Genomic DNA, 20,417 nt, shown 5'->3' on the forward strand with positions numbered 1-20,417 from the left:
GAAATGGATGTCAGGGAAACAGTCTGCAAAGCCCCGCTTCGGCGGGGTTTTCTTTTGCCTGAAGAAAAGTGTTCAGGCCAGTGGATCCAGCGCCGGTCTCACCTCACGCTCCATCACTTCTTCGAGCAGCGTCCGCAGTAACGCCAAAGACGCCTGCTGGCGTTGCACATCACGACACACAAGACCCACCTTCAGCGGCACCCGTGGTTCGCTCAGCGGTTTCCACAGCAGATCCTGATCGTCGTACTCCTTTTGCGAACGCCCCGGTAGCACCGTCGCCAGTTTGGTATGCGGCAGGCTGTCGAGAATCCCCACCATATTGTTCAACTCGGCCTGCACCTGCGGACGTCGTCCGAGGTTTGTCAGTTGCGCCTGCCAGATCTGGCGGATCTGAAACTCCTCGCCCAGCAGTAACATCGGCAGCTCGGCAGCCTGGCGCATCGAGACTTTCTTGAATTCACGCAGCGGATGATCCGCCGGGATGACCAGCGTCAGCTCGTCTTCGTAGAGCATCACGCCGTGCAGGCCGGGTTGGCGCGGCGGCAGGTAACTGATGCCAATGTCCAAAGAACCATTGAGCAGCCGCCGTTCGATCTCAAGTCCGGTCAATTCATAGATCTGCACCACCAGATGTGGCTGTGCCTTGCGCACCCGCTCAAGCATTTGCGGCACCAGACTGGTGTGAACCGTTTGCAGCACGCCGATCGCCAGCGTGCGCAAGGCCTGGCCCTTGAAGTTGCCCAACGCCTCACGCGCCCGCTGCAATCCGTCGAGCAGCGGCAGGGCGTGGTTGTACAAGGTGTGCGCGGCGAGGGTCGGCAGCAGGCGCTTGCTGCTGCGTTCGAACAGGGTGACATCGAGGTTCTGCTCGAGTTGGCGGATCTGCTGCGACAGTGCCGGTTGCGAGATCGACAGCCGTTCAGCGGCGCGCCCGACATGGCCTTCTTCGTAGACCGCGACGAAATAACGCAGTTGTTTGAAATCCATAAGTAACGCTTATCGAAAATGCTGGGAAATCGAAATGGCCCGCAAGCCTCCATCAGCCTAGTCTAACCGCATTCACAAGGCTTACAGGGCCAGAAAGCGCGATGAATAGCGTTCGCTTCGACAGTGTTTGCATAGGCAGTTCAAAACACCTTCAACGAGGTGTTTTTCAATGAATCTGTTCAGTCTGCGGCGTCAGGCGCCGAGTCTTGATGACCTCGCCTTTGAGGTTGATCCTTCTGATATCAACGAAAATCTGGGCACCGAACGCCTGATGCCCAGCGTCGAACGGCCGCAACAGGTGTTCGTGCGTGGTCAGGGCTCCTGGTTGTGGGACAGCAATGACCGCGCGTACCTCGACTTTTCCCAGGCCGGTGGCGCCAACAGCCTTGGGCACAGCCCTTCGGCATTGGTCAAAGTCATCAGCAGTCAGGCACAGGCACTGATCAATCCCGGTTTCAATCTGCACAATCGCGGCATGCTCAGCCTCGCCGAACGTCTGTGTGCCAGCACCTCCAGCGATCAGGCCTATCTGCTTAACAGCGGCAGCGAAGCCTGTGAGGCGGCGATCAAACTGGCGCGCAAATGGGGCCAAATGCATCGTGGCGGCGCTTCGCGCATCATTGTGGCGAAGCAGGGTTGCCATGGCCGCAGTCTGGCGACGATTTCCGCGTCGGACAGTTGCAATCTGCACAACCGTTTCGCGCCGTTGCTGCCGGGTTTCGATCTGGTGCCGTTCAATGACTTGCCGGCGCTCCACGCGACGGTCGATGCGCAAACCGTGGCGATCATGCTTGAGCCGATCCAGAGCGACGCCGGGGTGGTGCCGGCGACCGAGCATTACCTCAAAGGTGTTGAGCGGTTGTGCCGTGAATTGGGCATTTTGCTGATTCTGGACGAAGTACAAACCGGCATCGGCCGTTGTGGCACTTTGCTTGCCGAACAGTCCTACGGCGTACGCGCCGATATCGTTGTGCTCGGCAAAGGCCTCGGCGGCGGCGTGCCCTTGGCGGCGCTGCTGGCGCGGGGCAAGGCGTGTTGTTTCGACGCGGGTGAACTGGGCGGCACGCATCACGGCAATGCGCTGATGACAGCGGCTGGCCTGGTGGTGCTCGACAGCGTGTACGACCGCAGCTTCCTGCAGCAGGTCAACGATAATGGCCAGCATCTGCGCGAAGGCCTGGCACGATTGGCGCACCGCTACGACCACGGCGAACTGCGCGGCCAAGGCCTGTTCTACGGACTGACCCTGTCGGACGATTCCGCCGAGGCCGTGGTCCACGCCGCCCTGCACGAAGGCCTGCTGCTCAACGCCCCGCAAGCCAACTGTCTGCGCTTCACCCCGGCGCTGACCGTCAGCAAAACCAATATCGACGAAATGCTCCTGCGCCTGGGCCGCGCATTCTCGCGAGTGCGCACCGCGCAACTGCAATGCCGCAAAGGGATTGCCGTCTGAGCTGAAGTTTCCTACCCGTTTTCCAGAACCGTCTCGCGGTATAACGCACGCCCTACGCCTGATTTTTTTGGCGTAGGGCGTTTTTTTGTGAGGTGGTGGCGATCAAATGGCAGTTGCACTGAACCCTGACGAACGGTGCGGGTCGATTAGCTTGTATGGCTCATGTGAGCCAACCCCCATTCAGGAGCTGACCTATGGACTTCATTCGCATCATCATCGCCATTCTGTTGCCGCCGCTGGGTGTGTTTCTGCAGGTCGGGTTTGGCGGGGCGTTCTGGTTGAACATTCTGCTGACGCTGTGCGGGTACATTCCGGGGATCGTGCATGCGGTGTATATCATTGCCAAGCGCTGAGTGTGGCTGTGCTCTATAAATAGCCTTCGCGAGCAGGCTCGCTCCCACATTTGATCGTGTTATCAACACAAAAAACCTGTGGGAGCTAGCCTGCTAGCGAATCGGGCGCCGCAGATTTCAGTCTGCGAGCCCCATCACTCGTCGATAGAATTTCCATTCCTGTTCCAGCGCATGCGCCTGATTGGCGGCGCGGCGGAAGCCGTGGCGTTCGTCGGGGTAGTAATGTGCTTCGACAGCGATGCCGTTCTGCTCCAGCGCCGTGACCATGTCGCGGGTCTGTTGCGGCACGACCACGGCGTCCAGTTCACCCTGAAAGAAGATCACCGGCACGCGGATGTTGCTCGCGTGCAGCAAGGGGGTGCGGGCGGCGTAGCGTTCGGCGTCTTGCTCGGGATCGCCGATCAGCCAGTCCAGATAATCACCCTCGAATTTATGTGTTGCCCGAGCCAATGCAACCGGGTCGCTGACGCCGTACAAACTCGCTCCAGCGCGGAAGACTTGCTTGAACGCCAGCGCACATAACGTGGTGTAGCCACCTGCGCTGCCGCCACGAATGAATGCGCGATCACCGTCGATCAAACCCTGGCCGGCGAGATGACTCACCACGGCGCAAGCATCCTCGACATCCACCTCGCCCCAGCTCAGATGCAAGGCCTGCCGATATTCGCGGCCATAACCGCTGCTGCCGCGATAGTTGAGATCGGCGACGGCAAAGCCGCGTTGCGTCCAGTACTGGATGCGTGGATCGAGCATCGGGTAGCAGGCCGATGTCGGGCCACCGTGGATGAACACCACCAGTGGTGGGTTTGTCTCGCCGCTCATGGCCGGATAAAAGAACCCGTGTGCTTCGCTTGAACCGCTTGGATAACGCAGTGTTTGCGGGCGGCTGATGCGATCTGCGGGCAAGGGCGCTACGCCACCGGCCAGTACGTTCACTTTGCGCGTCGCCCGATCAATGGCGATGACCGCTGCAGGGCTGATCGGCGAGGCGGCAATGCAGTAGATAAATTGTGCATCCAAAGCGAGATGACGGAAGCGGCTGTAGTCGCCGGTGAAGTCTTCATCACCGAGGGTCAGGCGACCAAAACCGCCTTCGCTCCAACTGGCGATAAACGAATCGCCAACCGGTAACCAGGTGCAGCCGCCCAGTTGCCACGGCGCGGGCGCATGATCGGCCGGCGCAGCGGGCATGGGTTTCAAACCGTCGGCAGTCTCTAGCCACGGTTGCCAGAATCCACCGCGATCGGTCAGGCAATACAGGCGACCTTCGGCATCGAAGCGCGGTTGTTGAATGGATTCTTCAAGCTCAGCACCGGCAATGCATCGCGGCGCATTAAAAGCGCCATCATTTGAACGCTTGGCCACCATCAACCGGGTCGACGTCCACGGCTGATGTGGTCGACTCCACTCGATCCACGCCAAGCGCTGGCCATCCGGGCTGAGGGTTGGCGCCGCATAAAAATCCGCGCCCTCAGCCAACAAATGCCGCACACCGTCAGTCAGATCAATCGCTATGAGTCGATGTTGATCCTGTTGTTCTTCCACCGCCAGAACCTGGCCAAAAGCAAAATGGAGATCGCCATAACGGCACTCTCCCGACGTCAGCGCCTCTGGCTCACCACTCAGCGTCTGGTGATACAACTGCTGATCCGCCTCAGCAACGAAAACCACCCCATCGGGCGTCAGACAAAAAGCACCACCGCCATATTCGTACACGCGACTGCGCACGCTGAAGCCATCGGGTGTCAGACACTTCGCCACGCCATCACGCCAATGCCAGATCCGGCACGCGGCATCTTCCGGGCGGTATTCATTCCAGAACAGCCCGTTGGCACCGAGTTGCAGTTCGGCGAAATCCATGCCGGCAGCGACGGCTTGCGAGGCGCTGAAAGGCTCAGCCCTTGGCGATGAGGCGCGAGTTTCGTTCATTGCGGAAGGCCAGTTGTTCGATGGTTTGAGTGGCAGTCTCGGCTTCTTCGCGGGCCTTGAGGATCACGCCGTGATGTTCGGACTTGCTGCACACCGGGTCGGCATTGCTCGCATCACCGGTGAGCATGAACGCCTGACAGCGGCAGCCGCCGAAGTCTTTTTCTTTCTCGTCGCAGGAGCGGCACGGCTCGGGCATCCAGTCGTAACCACGGAAGCGGTTGAAGCCGAACGAGTCGTACCAGATGTGCTGCATGCTGTGATCGCGCACATTGGGGAATTGCACCGGCAACTGTCGGGCGCCATGACAGGGCAGGGCGGTGCCATCCGGGGTGACCGTCAGAAAAATACTGCCCCAGCCGTTCATGCAGGCTTTCGGGCGTTCTTCGTAGTAGTCCGGGGTGACGAAAATCAGTTTGCACGGATGCCCTTCGGCTTCCAGTTTCGCCCGATATTCGTTGGTGACGCGTTCAGCGCGCACCAGTTGTTCCTTGGTCGGCAGCAGGCCGACCCGATTGAGCTGCGCCCAACCGTAAAACTGGCAGGTGGCGAGTTCGACAAAGTCGGCCTCAAGCGCAATGCACAGCTCGATAATGCGGTCGATCTTGTCGATGTTGTGCCGGTGGGTGACGAAGTTCAGCACCATCGGATAGCCGTGGGCCTTTACTGCGCGAGCCATTTCCAGCTTTTGCGCGAAGGCCTTTTTAGAGCCAGCGAGCAGGTTGTTCACTTGCTCGTCGCTGGCCTGGAAGCTGATCTGGATGTGATCCAGGCCGGCCTTCTTGAAGTCGCTGATTTTCTGTTCAGTCAGGCCGATGCCGGAGGTGATCAGGTTGGTGTAGAAACCCAACTGCCGCGCCTCGCGGATCAGCTCGGCCAGGTCCTGACGCACCAGCGGCTCGCCGCCGGAAAAGCCCAGTTGCGCCGCGCCCATCTCCCGCGCTTCGCGGAACACTTTGATCCACTGCTCGGTGCTCAGCTCTTTGCCCTGCTCGGCGAAATCCAGCGGATTGGAGCAGTACGGGCATTGCAGCGGGCAGCGGTAGGTCAGCTCGGCGAGCAGCCACAGAGGCAGGCCAACTTCCGGTTTCGCCGGCAGATCAGGCAAGGGTGATCCAGTGCTGGCCACGGGCAACCTCCATGAATTGCTCGATGTCGTCACCGAGTTCGGGCACGCCGGGGAACTGCTGACCGAGTTCGGCGATGATAGCGGCGACATCACGTTCGCCGTCAATCAAACCGCCGATGAATGCGGCCGTTTTATTGAGCTTGATCATGCCCTCGGGGTACAGCAGCACGTGGCCTTTCTGTGCCGGTTCGAACTGGAAGCGGTAGCCGGGACGCCAGGTTGGGACTTTGCTGCGGTCGAAACTCATAAGGTGATTCCTTTATGCCAGACGCGTTGTTCGGTCACGCTGTGATACGGCGGTCGGTTCAGTTCGTAGGCCATGCTCATGGCATCGAGCATGCTCCAAAGAATGTCCAGTTTGAACTGGAGAATTTCCAGCATGCGCTCCTGGCCTTCGCGGGTCTTGTAGTGCTCAAGCGTGATCGCCAGACCATGCTCGACATCACGCCGCGCCTGACCGAGGCGGGTGCGGAAGTATTCGTAACCGGCCGGGTCAATCCACGGGTAATGCTGCGGCCAACTGTCGAGGCGCGACTGGTGGATCTGCGGCGCGAACAGTTCGGTCAGCGAGCTGCTGGCGGCTTCCTGCCAACTGGCGCGACGGGCGAAGTTGACGTAGGCATCGACAGCGAAACGCACACCAGGCAGCACCAGCTCCTGGGAGCGCAGTTGATCCGGGTCGAGACCGACCGCTTGACCGAGGCGCAGCCAGGCTTCGATACCGCCATCCTCACCGGGAGCGCCGTCGTGGTCGAGCAAGCGTTGAATCCACTCGCGGCGGATTTCCCGGTCGGGGCAGTTGGCGAGGATCGCTGAGTCCTTCAGGGGGATGTTCACCTGATAGTAGAAGCGGTTGGCGACCCAGCCCTGAATCTGCTCACGGGTGGCGCGGCCTTCGTACATCGCCACGTGGTAGGGGTGGTAGATGTGGTAGTACGCGCCTTTGGCGCGCAGGGCCGCTTCGAATTCGGCGGGGGACAGCGGTTGGTCGGTCATTGCGGTTCTCCGGGGAACAACCGTTGAAATCTTTGGTGTCTATTCGGACGTCATCGCTGGCAAGCCCCCCACAGTTTTTGTGTACGCCACAGAACCCTGTGGGAGCTGGCTTGCCAGCGATGGGGCCATCAGTTACAGCACAATACTCATGCCATCGAACGCCACTTCAACATTACGCCGCGCCAGTTCCGCGCGCTCCGGCGAATCCTCATCAAGAATCGGATTGGTGTTGTTGATGTGGATAAGTACTTTGCGCTGCTCAGGCAGTTGCTCCAGCACTTCGAGCATGCCGCCAGGCCCGTTCTGCGCCAGGTGGCCCATCTCGCGACCGGTGCGGGTGCCGACGCCACGACGCTGCATTTCATCGTCATCCCACATCGTGCCGTCCACCAGCAGGCAATCGCTGCCGGCCATGATCTCCAGCAATGGTGCATCGACCTTGCCCAGGCCCGGCGCGTAGAACAATTTGCCGCCGGTGTTCAGGTCTTCAACAATCAAACCGATGTTGTCGCCCGGGTGCGGGTCGAAGCGGTGCGGCGAGTACGGCGGTGCGGCGCTGCGCAAGGGCAGCGGGGTGAAACGCAGGTTCGGGCACGCGGCCACGGTGAAGCTTTGGTCGAGTTCGATTCGGTTCCAGTTCAAACCGCCATTCCAGTGGGTGAGCATCTTGAACAGCGGGAAACCGGTGCTGAGGTCTTGGTGAACCATGTCCGTGCACCAGACCTGATGCGGGCAGCCTTCGCGCAGGCTGAGCAGGCCGGTGGTGTGGTCGATCTGGCTGTCCATCAGGATGATCGCGCTGATGCCGGTATCACGCAGAGCGCGGCCCGGTTGCATCGGGGCGAAGCTTTGCAGCTGCGCGCGAATGTCTGGCGAGGCGTTGCACAGCACCCAGTTCACGCCGTCATCGGAAATCGCGATGGACGATTGGGTGCGGGCCTTGGCATTCAGGCTGCCGTCGCGAAAACCTGCGCAATTGACGCAGTTGCAGTTCCACTGCGGAAAACCGCCACCGGCGGCCGAACCCAGAATCTGGACGAACATGAACGCTCCATCATTTCAACGCGGAAAATAAAACGCCCCGGCGAGCCGAGGCGTTGCACTGCAATTCTACGTAAGCAGAACTCAGCGGCTGGCGAAGTACATGGTGACTTCGAAGCCGATACGCAGGTCGGTGTAAGCCGGTTTAGTCCAGGACATAGGGTGTCTCCTCAGGTTGGGTGGGATAGCGCTGTCCATAGGTATAGTCCACGGCAGCGCGAAGATGTTCCAAGTAGTTAGGCGGCTATGTTACTCAAAATTTCACAGGGTTTGCCCGTGAATATTCGAGAAAGCTCCTTGCAGCCTCGGTAATGATCAATTTGTCGTTTGCCATGGGGTGCCGGGCGCGGGGTCGCTGGCGAGACAGAGCCAGCCACCTTCGGCGTTGATCAAGCGCTGCGCAGCGTTATACAAAGCCTGGCGCTGGAGTTGGCCGATGGCGGCGAGCAATCGCTCAAGATAATCCGACGAGTGGCCAGCGAGTCTTGCCTGCCAGAGCAGTTCGGCAGCGTCTTTGCTGGACAGATTGGCAACGTCGAATTGATCCGCGAGGTTTTGCCGCTGCTGGTTGAGGCTGGCCTCATCAAGCCGTTCGATCAGCGTGGGCATACCGTTGAAGTACTGTTGAATGTGCTCAAACAACTCCGCAGTTCTGGCACCCGGGGATTGCACGCCAAACAGAAGAGCGGTTTGGCCATTCATCTGGCGAAGCGCACTGAAAACCGCATAGCCCAATTGCAATTCGACGCGCAGGCGCTGGTAGAACGGCGTCTGGCACACCTGCGCCAACAGTCGCCACGCTGCTTCGTCGGCGATGTCGTGACTGGCGGCCGGACAGAACAGCAGCACGGCGTGTTCGCTGGAGGCGGTATCGACATGGCGCCAGTGTTTTTGCGCGGTGATCGTCGCCGCTACTGCCAGCTGGTTGTCCGGGATTCCGGGAACCCGGCTCAGGGCCAGGCCCATGGCGGATTGAGTCTGTTGGTTCAGTCCCAACGCGAGGCCGTCCCAGTGCGAAGTTGTCCACAGGCGTTTGGCGTCGTCGCTGGTTTTAGATGATTCCTGCGTCTGTTCCGGCAGCGCTTTAAGCAACTGGCGAATGGGAATCAGCGGCTGTTCCTGCTCACTACGCGGCGAATTGGCGTCAACGTGCGTCAGGCATTTCAGCGCATGCTCAAGGACGCTGGGCATTGGCTCCTGCAGGCCGGTGAGCTTGAGCAGCCATTGATTGTTGGCAGCATTGAACGACAATTCGACCCCGGCCTCACGGGCATCTTGCTGCGTTTGCCGAAGGCTGCGTTGCAGGCGCGATTGCAGATCAGCACTGGCGGCGGCCTCGACCTGCCAACGCAGGTAAATCGCACCGTCTTCGCCGTTGTCCGGCAGCGCCTGACTGAACTGCATCGGCGATCGTTCGCGCCGGCCGCGCGAACGATCCTGAGCAAACGTGCGCAGGCCGCGGTGAGCGCTGGTCTGGCCACGGATCAGGCCCGCATTGGCAAGCGGTTCGCTGGCGCGCAGGAATGGATTGGCAGCGGGTAAGCGCCAGTGGGCGCTGAAGTTATCCACAACGCCAATTTCACGGAGCAAATGTTGGAGGGCGCAGACGCCGCTATCGGACAGACCCCTCTCTTGTTGCTCGCAGTCGAGTCTTGCCAGTTGCAGAGCGCCGCTGACTTGCTGCAGGCGCTGAAGCAGGGCTGCGTATTGCGCACGCAGCGGCGTCCAGTCCTGTTGCGCGAAGAAGCTCAGCCAATCCGAAACGTGCTCGCCAATCGCGCTCATTGATTTGGCGGGAGCGGTGAACTGCAGATGCAGCAAGGCTTGTCCGGCAAAGCAATACAGCGGTGCGGCTTTCAGATCATCCGCCAGATGCTGTTCCTGCAGATGTGCCAGCAACCCACCGGGCTTGGCGCTGTTCAGCCAATGGCAGAGGAATGTCATTGCCTCACCGGAAGACTCCGGCAAATCTTCAAAAGCAAATAACAGATTGCAGTGTCGCTCACCGACCTGTTGATAACTTTTCACCGCTAACGGCGGGGGCGCAGCCTGCGTAATTTTATCCCCAACCGGCAACGTCGCTGCGAACTGCTCGGCCAGCGCGTGCAGCTCTTCAAGGCTCTGCGGCCCCACCAGGCTCAGGGTCATTTGCCCGGTTTGATAGAACTGCTGGTGGAAATCCTTCAACGCCTGTTGAAACACCGGCGACTCCACTTTCAGGCTGTCCCGATTCCCCGCATGAAATCCGCGCAACGGGTGCTCTGCCGGTAGACCCTCATACAACGCAAACTGTTGCTGAGCCGCAGGATCCTGTGACCAAGCGACAAATTCCGCCTGCAGCACTTCCCGTTCCCGCAATTGATCGTCCGGATTCATACGCGGCCTGGTGAGCATGTCTGACAGACGCTGCAGCCCGGCGCTGAACGAACACGTCGGCAGTTCGAAGAAAAAGTCAGTGGTGCGTTCGCGAGTGCTGGCATTCACCTGGCCACCGTGCCGCTGTACGTAGGCCATCAACCCTTCGTCCGCTGGAAAACGCTCAGTGCCGAGAAACAGCAAATGCTCAAGGAAATGCGCCAGCCCCGGCCACGCCAATGGCACGTCATGGCTACCGGCAGCCACCCGCAGGGCAGCGGCACTGCGCTTGAGGCCTGGCGCATGACGCAGGGTCACGCACAAGCCATTGGCCAGGGTTTCGGTATAAGGGCGGGGGTGAGTCGGCGCAGGCATGGGCACTTCCAGAACAGTGAAGTGCCCATGCTAGCGGATTAGCGCTTGTTCAGCGCGCCGTAAAGCTCCGGGCGGCGGTCGCTGAGGTAGCGATTGGCCGCGCGTGAATCGATCATCAACTGCCGATCCAGTTCGCCGACAATCAACGCTTCGTCCAGACCCGCCTGGGCGATGCGGCTGCCGTCCGGCGCGGCGATGCTGCTTTGCCCACAGTAATGGATCTCGCCTTCATGGCCGCAGTAGTTGGCGTAGGCCACGTAGCACTGGTTTTCGAAAGCCCGGGAACGCACGGTGACGTCGGCGACGAAATCAAATGGAATCATGTTCGCCGTCGGCACCAGAATCAGCTCGGCGCCGTCGAGGGCCAGGCGTCGGGTGTTTTCCGGGAATTCCAGGTCGTAGCAGATCAGGAAACCGAGTTTCCAGCCGTTCAATTCAACCACCGGAAAATCGCCTTCGCCGGGGCTGAACATCGAGCGGTCAAGATCACCGAACAGATGCGTCTTGCGGTAGTTGCACAGGCGTTCACCGTTGGCGTCGATCAACTGCACGGCGTTGTAGATCTGCCCGTCCGCCGTCCGTTCTGGATAGCCATAGACAATCGCCAGACCGGCTGATTTGGCGATGCGGCCGATCTGTTGCGCCCATTCCCCGTTGTAGACCTCGGCCAAGGTGCTGACCGCTTCGGCGCCAATGTTGTAGCCGGTCATGAACATCTCCGGCAGCACCAGCAGATCGGCGCCCTTGGCCTCCATCGCCACTTGATGCAGGCGTTGCAGGTTGGCGGCGGGGTCCAGGGGCAGCGGTGGACATTGATAAAGGGCTACACGCATCAGGGATTCCTCTTACTCGGGCAGGGCGATAGGGCCGATGTCTTTGAACACATCACCCGGGCCCGGGTTCGCTTTATGTGTCGAACCGCCGAAATGCTTCATGATCCCCCACACCGCGTTGAGCGACGTCTGCACCGCGCCTTCAACCCACGCGGGTGTCCACGACACATCGTCACCGGCGATGAAAATCCCGCGCTGCTCGGCGGGCATCTCGTCCTGCATGAAGTGCGCGTACATGCGCTGGTTGTAGCGGTAGTGGCCGGGCAGGGCGCCCTTGAACGCACCGAGGAAGTACGGATCGGCTTCCCACGACACGGTGATCGGATCGCCGATGATGCGCGCGGCGATGTCGACTTTCGGGTAGATCTTTTTCAACGCGTTCAACGCCAGCTCAACGCGCTTTTCCACCGGGTGCGGGAGCATCTTCAGCGCGTCGCTCATCCACGAGTACGACAGGCAGATCACCCCCGGTTTGTCGTCGCCGTTGTCGAACAGATAGGTGCCACGGGTCAGGCGATCAGTGAGGGTCATGCTCATCAGGTCGCGGCCGGTTTCCGGGTCTTTGTCTTTCCAGAATGGCCGGTCGACCATCACGAAAGTCTTCGACGACTGCATGTAGCGGGTGCGGTCGAGGGCCATCCACATCTTCTGCGAGAACAGGGTTTCGTCACATTCGATCTGGGTAGTCAGCAGCCAGCTCTGGCAAGTGGTCAGCACCGCGGCGTATTCGCGGGTGTCGCCGTTATTGTCGGTGACCGCGAAACGGCCATCCGGCGCGTGAGCAATCTTCTTCACGCCGGAACGCGGCGCGCCACGGTGCAGCGATTTCAGGCTGGTGCCTTCAGGCCAGTGCACACAGCGTTCCGGCACATGCCGCCAGATGCCTTGCGGCACTTGCTCGACGCCGCCGACTACAAGGTGCTGGTGATCGTCGCAGTTGGTCATCACCACGCGGAAGATTTCCAGCATCGAGTTGGGGAAGTCCGAATCCCAGCCGCCGGTGCCGAAACCGACCTGCCCGAACACTTCGCGGTGATGGAACGACAGTTTGGCGAAGGCCTCGGACGTGGCGACGAAGTCGTAAAAGGTGCGGTCGTCCCACAGCGGCACCAAGGTATTCCACAGCTCTTTCAGGCGTGGCACATCGCGATCGCGGATGGCTTGCTGGATATCGGCGAACTGCGAGCCGGCTTCCAGTGCGTCCGCCCAGGCGTCAGCCACTTCCTGAAACAGTGCAGGAAGATCCTTCAGGCTTTGTGCGTAATGGGTTTTGCCTTCCAGGTCGATCACGGTGCTGCCGGAGGCCGGCGTCAGCGGGTTCGGGAAAGGTTTGGTTTCCAGGCCGAGCTTGTCGACGTAGTGATAGAACGCGGTGGAGGACACCGGGAAACGCATGCCACCCAGTTCCGCGACGATGCCGTCAGTGCCGTTGAACGCCTGCGAACGCAGACGCCCGCCAAGCTTCGAAGCCTCGTAAACCACCGGTTTCAGGCCGAGCTTCATCAGCTCGTAAGCCGCTACCAAGCCGGCGATGCCAGCGCCGACGATCGCCACTTCGGCGCCGTGATTGTGCTCAGGAATGCTGCCGAGGCCGGCCGGGTGTTCAATCCAGTCGTCGAACGCGAACGGAAAGTCCGGACCGAAAATGGTGACTGGTTTCTTACCGTCTGCAGGATGGCGATTGTTCTTGTTCATGGCGGACCTTGCTGGCGACCCGACGCAGGATGCGCGTCTGAGTATAGGAAAAGATGCCAGCCATTCTAGGGAGCGTAGAACACGTTAATAAGACGCAAAGTGCCGTCGTTTTGCCAAATTAGCGATCAATATGACGAGCGGATACTGCATACCGATCAGAATGTGGGAGCGAGCCTGCTCGCGAAGAGGCCCTGAAACTCGCCCGAGAAGCCCGATCAAAACCTTAAACCGGCTGCCCCCGATCAATCTTGCTGCTCAAAATAATCGACGTGGTCGTCTTCTCCACCCCGTCCACACTGCCAATCTGATCGAGCAACTGGTCCAGTTGCTCCGGCGAATCCGTACGCAACCACGCCACATAATCAAATTCGCCACTCACCGCACACAACTGCTGCACCTGTGCCATTGCACTCAACCGACGCAACACCTCTTTGCCCGAGCGCGGCTGCACCTTGATCCCGACATACGCCTGCAACCCACCATCGACCACTCGCTGGCCGAGACGCACGCCATAACCGGTGATCACTTTGGCTTTTTCCAGCCGCGCCAGACGCGACGTCACGGTGGTGCGCGCAATGCCCAATTGCCGGGCGAGCATGGCCACGCTCTCACGGGCATTGATCTGCAGGGCTGCGATCAGCTGACGGTCGATTTCATCAAGCACGGGCGGGCGGATGTCTGGCAAGGGTGGCTCCATTGGCGCGGATCGGTGGTTGGCGAATGTTACAGGCTCAATCGTGGGGACGCTTGCAGGCGATGATTGGATTCTCACCTGAGTGTCGACGTTATTGTTCTGCTGAAATCTGGCCGTTCATTCGCGCCTGTGTTGCCTACGCCAATACCTCGGCAAACGCCTCTCGGAACCGGCGCATGTCATCGTCCGTGCCGACACTCACCCGAACCCAGGTCGGCCATTCTTTCCATACGCGACCGACATGCACACGACGCTCGGCGAGTGCCTTGACCACTTCACTCGCCGGGCGTCTGACGTCGATCATGAAGCAATTGGCCTGGGACGCCGTGCAGCGAAAACCGCGCGCATCCAGCCACGCGACGGTTTCCTCGCGCAGGCGCGTATTGTTGTGTTTCCGTTGGCTCAACAGCGACGCGTCTTCAAGGCTGGCAATTGCTCCCAACAGGGACGATGCGGCCGGGACGTTGTAGTTGCCGAACACCTCCAGTTGTTCCAACAGGGCTGGGTTGCCCACGGCGATCCCGAGCCTTGCGCCGGCCATGCCGTAGATTTTCGAAAAGGTACGCAGCACCAGCAGGTCGGGGTGATCCTTGACCAGGGGAATGCACGTCGTGGCCTGTGAGAAGTCGATGTAAGCCTCATCGACCAACAGAATCGAGCCTTTGGGTTTGTCTTTCAGAGCACGTTCGATATCGCGGCGGGCCGTGAGAGTGCCGGTCGGATTGTTCGGGTTGCAGATGTAGATCAAACCGGGCCGAGGGTCGGCAGCCAGCATGCGCGACAGGTCGTGGGCGTGCTCGGCGTTCAGTGGCACTTCGTGGACGGTGACTTTCCTGCCATGAGCCGTCTGGGCGGGATCTTCGTAGGACGGCGCGGCGACCACCAGGCTGCCCTGCTGCGTGAAGGCATGCACGGCATGCTGCAAGGCCTGTTTGGAGCCGCAATACGTCTGGACGAAATCCTCGGAAATGCCTTGCTGGCGGGCAAACAGTGCATTGAGTCGGTACTGGATCTTGTAGGGATAACGCCCCGACAGGGCGATACCTTCCTGCATCGCGAGCCGGGCTGCCGCTGAGGGGCCCCAAGGACTTTCGTTGAAGTTGATCAGCACGTCATCAGAAGTTGCCGTTGTCGAGGCGGTTTCAATGTGAGCCTGTGCCCATGGGTTGTGAGCCAGCAGGGGCAGGGTCGCGGCGAATCCAACGAATGAGCGTCGAGTAACATCAACCATGAAAACTCCCTTTTCGGATCATCAGATTCACCACGGCGGTGTGGCCCGGATACTGAGGTAACGAACTGGTTAATGGTTGATTTACCGTTGTGCAGTCCCACCACGGTATGCCCTGTTCGGTCCTGAAAGAGGAGTGAGCCTGTTTTCGGGCACAAGGCCTTGTCAGCTGGGCTTTTCAGGGCGTAGTGGCTTTTTCAAGAGAGACGGGTAAAGGCTTTATTATCCGGTGAGCAAACTGCATCACACGACGTTCAATGAGTTGATAACTGATGAACGATACGAGAATGACTGCACTATACGACAGGGTCCAGAACAGTACGGCACTCCACGTACCTGCACTGGCGTAACCGAGCATGCTCCAGACGCGACCGCAGACACTTAGCGTGAGAATGTGCGAGAGATACATTGAATAGGAGATGTCGCCGAAAAACGCGAGCATCCGGGGGGCGCGTTTTCTGCTTATGAATTCTTGCAAGGCACAAGCCAGCAATAAGAGCGCATAGCCACCACCCACTAGAAAAGCTCTTTCCAGCGATATCGCCTGAATGACATCCGCACTGCCCACTGTTTCACCGAGAAAAGCGTAAAGCAGACTGGTAATTCCCGAAGCTGCCAGTAATACCGGCAATAGCTTTTTCAAGGCGGGACGATGCACAACCTTCAGATAAGCGATAGCCGCCAGCGCGCCGAGAATGAACTCTATGGAAAATTCGTGAGTGATAATCCGCAGGTAAGGTGCGCCAGTCGCGGGAATGAAAAAAGACGCGAAGACAATCGCAAGTAACCAGGCCATCAACGAAACCGAAACATATTTTATTTGCAGCTGCAGTATTAAGGCGAACACCAGATAAAACCATAATTCATGCGTCAGCGACCAGGCAACCATCACCAGGGGCGCTGATTCTTCTGGTAGTAATAGAAAGGAAGAAAGGAGATTTGAATCGCCGTTCTGAGAGTTATTTACCATCTCGGGCTTGATAGTGAAAACGAGTAGTACTGCAAAAAAATAAACCCAATAAGTTGGGTAGATTCGGAAAAAACGCCCCTTGAGAAAGTTTAATGTCTCGCCTCGGAAACCAAACTTGTTGCGGAAGGCGATAATCATCACGAATCCGCTGAGTGCAAAAAAGAGATCAACGCCTGTTTGTCCGTATACAAAAAAATCGGGAGTGATCGAATCGCCTTGAATATATTTTGCATTTATGAACATAGAGTGGAATGCGACAACCAGAAGAGCAGCCAAGCCCCTGGCAGCCTGTAGCGAAGAAAGTTTATGCACGCGATTTCGTTCCTTGATCGGGAGGTACATCCTGTTCCGGCATTTGGTATTAATGCATCCTTTGATGCAAGCACGATGTGCAGGCCGGGTCGTTTCTCTATGCGGTAGTTGAAATCTAAAAGCTGCAACGCTACGGCGGATTCTGGGCATAGCGGTTTGAGCTGCTCCCGCGCCAGAAACGCGAAAGCCGCGCATTGCGCGGCTTTCAATTTGGTGGGCCCACACGGACTTGAACCGTGGACCAAAGGATTATGAGTCCTCTGCTCTAACCAACTGAGCTATAGGCCCTCAGTAGGTCGCGGATTATAGCGACGGTTTCTCGGCTGTGCTATCCGAAAAATCCGATACGGTTACATGAAGAAACGTTGCCGCAAATTCTTCCGGCGGCAGCGGCAGGCTGACGATGTAGCCCTGGATCTGTTCACAGCCCTCGGCGGCGAGAAATTGTTGTTGCGCCTGGGTTTCCACACCCTCGGCGATAACCGTGAATTGCATGCTCCGGCCCAGCGCGATGATGGCCCGCACAATGGCTGCATCGTGGGGGTCGTCGGGCAGTCCGCGGACAAACGACTGGTCGATTTTGAGGATGTCCAGTGGCAGGCGTTTGAGGTAACTGAGCGAAGAGTATCCGGTGCCGAAGTCATCGATCGCCAATTGAACGCCGAGGTGTTTGAGTTGGTGCAGCACCGCCAGCGCCTCTTCGGCCTGACTCATGATGAAATTCTCGGTAATTTCCAGTTGCAGTAAATCCGGCTGCAGGCGGTTGTCGTTGAGCAACTGCTCAATGCGTACGAGCAGATTCGGCTGCCGCAGTTGCGCGCCGGCGAGGTTTACTGACAGCGGACCGAGGCTGTCATAGACCTGACTCCATTCGAACATTTGCCGGCACGCCGTTTCGAGCACCCAGTCACCGATCTGCAGGATCATGCCGTTCTCTTCGGCCAGCGGAATGAAGTGCTCAGGCGGCACGTCGCCGAAGGTCGGGTGACGCCAGCGGATCAGCGCTTCGGCTCCGACCAGACGATGATCGTCGAGGCTGATTTTCGGTTGGTAGTAGAGGAACAGTTCATCGCGCTCGATGGCCCGGCGCAGTTCGTGCTCAAGCGCAATACGCTCGCTGGCCTGGGCGGTGAGGTCGCGAGTGTAGCTCTCGACGCGGTTTCGGCCTTTGGCCTTGGAACGGTACATCGCCGCGTCGGCGTTTTTCACCAGCGTGGCGACATCGCAGCCGTCCCTCGGATAGAGACTGGTGCCGATGCTGGCGCTGATGAAGAACTCATGCTCGCCGGCCTGGAACGGTGCTCCGAAGCAATTGAGCAGTTTGGTGGCGATGTTGTCGGCGTCGCTGGCCTGTTGCAGGCCGGGCAGCAGGATGATGAATTCGTCACCGCCCAGACGCGCCACGGTATCGATGTCGCGCAACTGCTCTTTGAGGCGCACGGCGATGCCCTTGAGCAGCAGGTCGCCGACCGGGTGGCCGAGGCTGTCATTGATGTGTTTGAAACGGTCAAGATCGAGAAACAGCACGGCGCCCTGACCGCCATTTTCCTGCTGACTGTTCAGCGCCATCAGCAAGCGGTTTTCGAACAGCATGCGGTTTGGCAGACCGGTGAGTGGGTCGTGGTGCGCCTGATAGTCGAGCTTGGCTTGCGCGTGCTTGAGGCTGGAGATGTCGGCAAACACCGCGACAAAGTGGGTAATGAACTTGTCGCGGTTGCGCACGGCGCTGATGGTCAGCCAGCTCGGGTATAACTCGCCATTCTTGCGCCGGTTGGAGATCTCGCCTTGCCAGTGGCCCTCGTCGGTCAACTGGTGCCACATTGCCGCGTAAAAGGCGCTGTCATGCAGGCCTGAGGCGAGCAGACGCGGTGTATGCCCGAGCGCTTCGCTTTCGCTATAGCCGGTGATTTCTGTAAAGGCGCGGTTGACCGCACTGATGTGCTGTTGGGTGTCGGTGATCAGTACGCCTTCAGCGGTACTTTCGAACACGGTGGCGGCCTGTTGCAGTTTTTCCTGCATCAGATGCCGCTCGGTGATGTCGCGGGCGATGGTCAGCATGCAGTCTTCTTCGCCGATCGGCAGCGGACGGCTGGACACTTCGCAGAGGCGGATCTGCCCGTCGCTGCGGCGGATATGGCAGGTGAAGTCACGGACGAAGCCGTCACGATGCAAAAGATCGAGCATCTGTTTGCGTTCATTGAGGTTTACCCAGATCCCCAGATCCAGCGCCGAGCGATCCACCGACATGGCGCTATTGAAACCGGTGATACGGCTGAAGCCTTCGTTGACCTCCAGCAGCAGGCCATCGCTCTGGCGTGACAGCAACAAGCCGTCCGGCGAGGCGTGGAAGGCTTTGGCGAACTTCTCTTCGGAGGTTTGCAGTTGCTGTTGGGTTTCCTTGAGCTGGGAGATGTCACGCACTACGACAACCAGCGCGGGGGTGGTGTCGAGGTCAAACGGCTCGGCGGAAATCAGGCCGGTAAACAGCTGACCATTGTTGCGGCGAAAGGGCATTTCCAGATTGCGAATGCTGCCCGCTTGCAAGCGCTGTAGCAGCCCCGGCCCGACGCCGGGAATCCCCCAGATATTCAGATCGGTCGCGGTTTGCCCCAGGACTTCTTCGGCTTTCAGCCCGATCTGCTCTTCAAACGCTTCGTTAACCTCCAGCAGACAGCCATCGGACAGCCGTGCAATCACCAGAATGTCCGGGCATTGCTGGAACACTGAGGCGAATTTTTGCTCCGACAGCCGCAATGCCTCTTCCGTGCGTTTGATTTCGCTGATGTCGATCATCAAGCCACGCATGACTGGTTCATGACCGTGTTCGATCAGGCTGACGATGTCGCGCACCCACAGGCAGCGGCCATCAGCGGTGATCACGCGATAGTCGACGATGTGATCGCGACCCTGGCGAAGCGCTTCTTTGCAGTAACTCTGCGTACGGGTCAGGTCGGCCGGGTGAATGATGTTGTGCCAAAACCCGGGGATCAACCAGTGTGATTGCGGATAGCCAAGCAAGTCTTCGGCGTGGGGTGAGACATAGCTATAGGTGAAGTCGCTCATCCGCGCTTCCCAGGCGATGGCCGACAGGCTCTCGACCAGGCCGCGATAGTGGTATTCGCTGCTGCGCAGTTCCTGTTCGAGGTCGATGCGGCGGGCGATTTCCGAACTGAGGCGGCGGTTGATGCGGATCACCACGGCGAGAATCGCCACCAACAGCAACAGCCCCGGCAGACCGTAGATCAGCAGATCCGACCAGAATGTCCGATGATCAAGGACGTTACCGACCCAATGTTCCTGAATGCTGCTGATTTCATCAGGGCTCATGTCCGCGAGGACTTTGTCGAGAATTCCCACCAGCACCTTGTTGTCACGGGGCACGGCCATCGCCAGTTGGTAGCGATACGGGGTTTCGCCGCTGACGTACAGGCCGTCGAGCTTGAGTTGGCGCAGGCTCCAGACGCTGGACGCGAGGTCGCCGACGACGGCGTCCACTTCGTCGGTCGCCAGCGCCTGCAATGCCGAGCTGACGTTGGGCATGGCCACCAGATTCAGATCGGGATGGTGAGTGCGCAGCAGTTCGTGGGGCGCGTAGTTCTCCACCACGGCGATCTTCAAACCATACAGGTCGTCGAGCTTGCGCGGTTGCGCGCCGCCGATGTGGGCGAGAATGACGATCGGAAAATCAAGATAAGGGCGGGTGAACGACAGGTAGGTCTGGCGCTCGGGGGTGGACATGATGCCGGGCAGAAGGTCGATCTTGCCCTGTTTGACCTGCTCCAGCACCAGCGTCCAGCTCACCGGTTCGATGGGGGTCAGTTTGATCGCCAGGCGTTGGCGAATCACGTCGATATAGTCCGCCGCCAGACCCTGATAACGGTTCTGGTCATCGCGAAACTCAAAGGGCGGCCACGATGCATCGACACCCAGGTGCAAGTCCGGGTGAGCCGCCAGCCAGCTACGTTCTTCATCGGTGAGAGTCAGCGCGTCAGCCGTTGCGGTCCAGATCATCAGTGACAGCAAAAAAAGCACGGACGCCAATCTGGGCATAACGCTCTCGTTATGGCTCG

At 59.2% G+C, this 20,417-nt stretch carries 16 protein-coding genes and 1 tRNA gene; 2 read left to right on the plus strand and 15 right to left on the minus strand.

What is annotated here, in order from left to right:
- Positions 1-72 precede the first annotated feature (72 nt).
- Positions 73-987 (minus strand): LysR family transcriptional regulator, encoded by a 915-nt coding sequence (locus M9827_RS25405; protein WP_250607904.1) that lies wholly within the window; start codon positions 985-987, stop codon positions 73-75.
- Positions 988-1,156: 169 nt separating this feature from the next.
- Between M9827_RS25405 and M9827_RS25410 the strand changes: the two genes are divergently transcribed.
- On the plus strand, positions 1,157-2,440 hold the full coding sequence (locus M9827_RS25410; RefSeq protein WP_250607906.1) for an aspartate aminotransferase family protein: 1,284 nt from the start codon (positions 1,157-1,159) through the stop codon (positions 2,438-2,440).
- A 194-nt stretch (positions 2,441-2,634) separates the two neighbouring features.
- On the plus strand, positions 2,635-2,793 hold the full coding sequence (locus tag M9827_RS25415) for a YqaE/Pmp3 family membrane protein (RefSeq protein ID WP_003228885.1): 159 nt from the start codon (positions 2,635-2,637) through the stop codon (positions 2,791-2,793).
- A 117-nt stretch (positions 2,794-2,910) separates the two neighbouring features.
- Here M9827_RS25415 and M9827_RS25420 read toward each other — a convergent pair whose 3' ends face one another.
- The 14 genes from M9827_RS25420 to M9827_RS25485 form a co-directional block, all read right to left on the minus strand.
- The gene (locus tag M9827_RS25420; protein WP_250607908.1) at positions 2,911-4,722 is read right to left on the minus strand and encodes an alpha/beta hydrolase family protein; all 1,812 of its coding nucleotides are present in this window, start codon (positions 4,720-4,722) and stop codon (positions 2,911-2,913) included.
- The gene (gene pqqE / locus M9827_RS25425) at positions 4,688-5,848 is read right to left on the minus strand and encodes a pyrroloquinoline quinone biosynthesis protein PqqE (RefSeq protein WP_250607910.1); all 1,161 of its coding nucleotides are present in this window, start codon (positions 5,846-5,848) and stop codon (positions 4,688-4,690) included. Before pqqE ends, M9827_RS25420 begins: the two co-directional genes overlap by 35 nt.
- Positions 5,820-6,095, minus strand: coding sequence for a pyrroloquinoline quinone biosynthesis peptide chaperone PqqD (gene pqqD / locus M9827_RS25430; RefSeq protein ID WP_250607912.1), 276 nt, complete (start codon positions 6,093-6,095; stop codon positions 5,820-5,822). The genes pqqE and pqqD overlap by 29 nt, the downstream gene beginning before the upstream one ends.
- Positions 6,092-6,844 carry a pyrroloquinoline-quinone synthase PqqC gene (gene pqqC / locus M9827_RS25435; RefSeq protein WP_250607914.1) on the minus strand — a complete coding sequence of 251 codons (753 nt, stop codon included), beginning with the start codon at positions 6,842-6,844 and terminating at the stop codon, positions 6,092-6,094. The genes pqqD and pqqC overlap by 4 nt, the downstream gene beginning before the upstream one ends.
- A 132-nt stretch (positions 6,845-6,976) precedes the next feature.
- Positions 6,977-7,888 (minus strand): pyrroloquinoline quinone biosynthesis protein PqqB, encoded by a 912-nt coding sequence (gene pqqB / locus M9827_RS25440; protein ID WP_250607916.1) that lies wholly within the window; start codon positions 7,886-7,888, stop codon positions 6,977-6,979.
- A gap of 81 nt (positions 7,889-7,969) precedes the next feature.
- Positions 7,970-8,044, minus strand: a complete 75-nt coding sequence (gene pqqA / locus M9827_RS25445; RefSeq protein WP_003422658.1) for a pyrroloquinoline quinone precursor peptide PqqA — start codon at positions 8,042-8,044, stop codon at positions 7,970-7,972.
- Between the two features lie 156 nt (positions 8,045-8,200).
- Positions 8,201-10,615: a pyrroloquinoline quinone biosynthesis protein PqqF gene (gene pqqF, locus M9827_RS25450; protein WP_250607918.1), complete on the minus strand. Its 2,415-nt coding sequence runs from the start codon at positions 10,613-10,615 to the stop codon at positions 8,201-8,203.
- 38 nt (positions 10,616-10,653) lie between these two features.
- Positions 10,654-11,448 carry a carbon-nitrogen hydrolase family protein gene (locus M9827_RS25455; RefSeq protein WP_250607920.1) on the minus strand — a complete coding sequence of 265 codons (795 nt, stop codon included), beginning with the start codon at positions 11,446-11,448 and terminating at the stop codon, positions 10,654-10,656.
- 12 nt (positions 11,449-11,460) lie between these two features.
- A complete protein-coding gene (locus M9827_RS25460; RefSeq protein ID WP_250607922.1) occupies positions 11,461-13,143 on the minus strand; it encodes a flavin monoamine oxidase family protein in 1,683 nt (560 codons plus the stop codon).
- Between the two features lie 223 nt (positions 13,144-13,366).
- Positions 13,367-13,828 (minus strand): Lrp/AsnC family transcriptional regulator, encoded by a 462-nt coding sequence (locus M9827_RS25465; RefSeq protein WP_007910086.1) that lies wholly within the window; start codon positions 13,826-13,828, stop codon positions 13,367-13,369.
- Positions 13,829-13,973: 145 nt separating this feature from the next.
- Positions 13,974-15,068, minus strand: coding sequence for a pyoverdine biosynthesis transaminase PtaA (gene ptaA / locus M9827_RS25470; protein ID WP_250607924.1), 1,095 nt, complete (start codon positions 15,066-15,068; stop codon positions 13,974-13,976).
- Positions 15,069-15,243: 175 nt separating this feature from the next.
- The gene (locus M9827_RS25475) at positions 15,244-16,347 is read right to left on the minus strand and encodes an acyltransferase family protein (RefSeq protein ID WP_250607925.1); all 1,104 of its coding nucleotides are present in this window, start codon (positions 16,345-16,347) and stop codon (positions 15,244-15,246) included.
- Positions 16,348-16,558: 211 nt separating this feature from the next.
- A tRNA-Ile gene (locus tag M9827_RS25480) sits at positions 16,559-16,635 on the minus strand.
- Between the two features lie 15 nt (positions 16,636-16,650).
- The gene (locus tag M9827_RS25485; protein WP_250607926.1) at positions 16,651-20,397 is read right to left on the minus strand and encodes a bifunctional diguanylate cyclase/phosphodiesterase; all 3,747 of its coding nucleotides are present in this window, start codon (positions 20,395-20,397) and stop codon (positions 16,651-16,653) included.
- Positions 20,398-20,417 lie beyond the last annotated feature (20 nt).

The organism is Pseudomonas sp. AKS31 (assembly GCF_023634765.1).
Taxonomy (GTDB): Bacteria; Pseudomonadota; Gammaproteobacteria; order Pseudomonadales; family Pseudomonadaceae; genus Aquipseudomonas.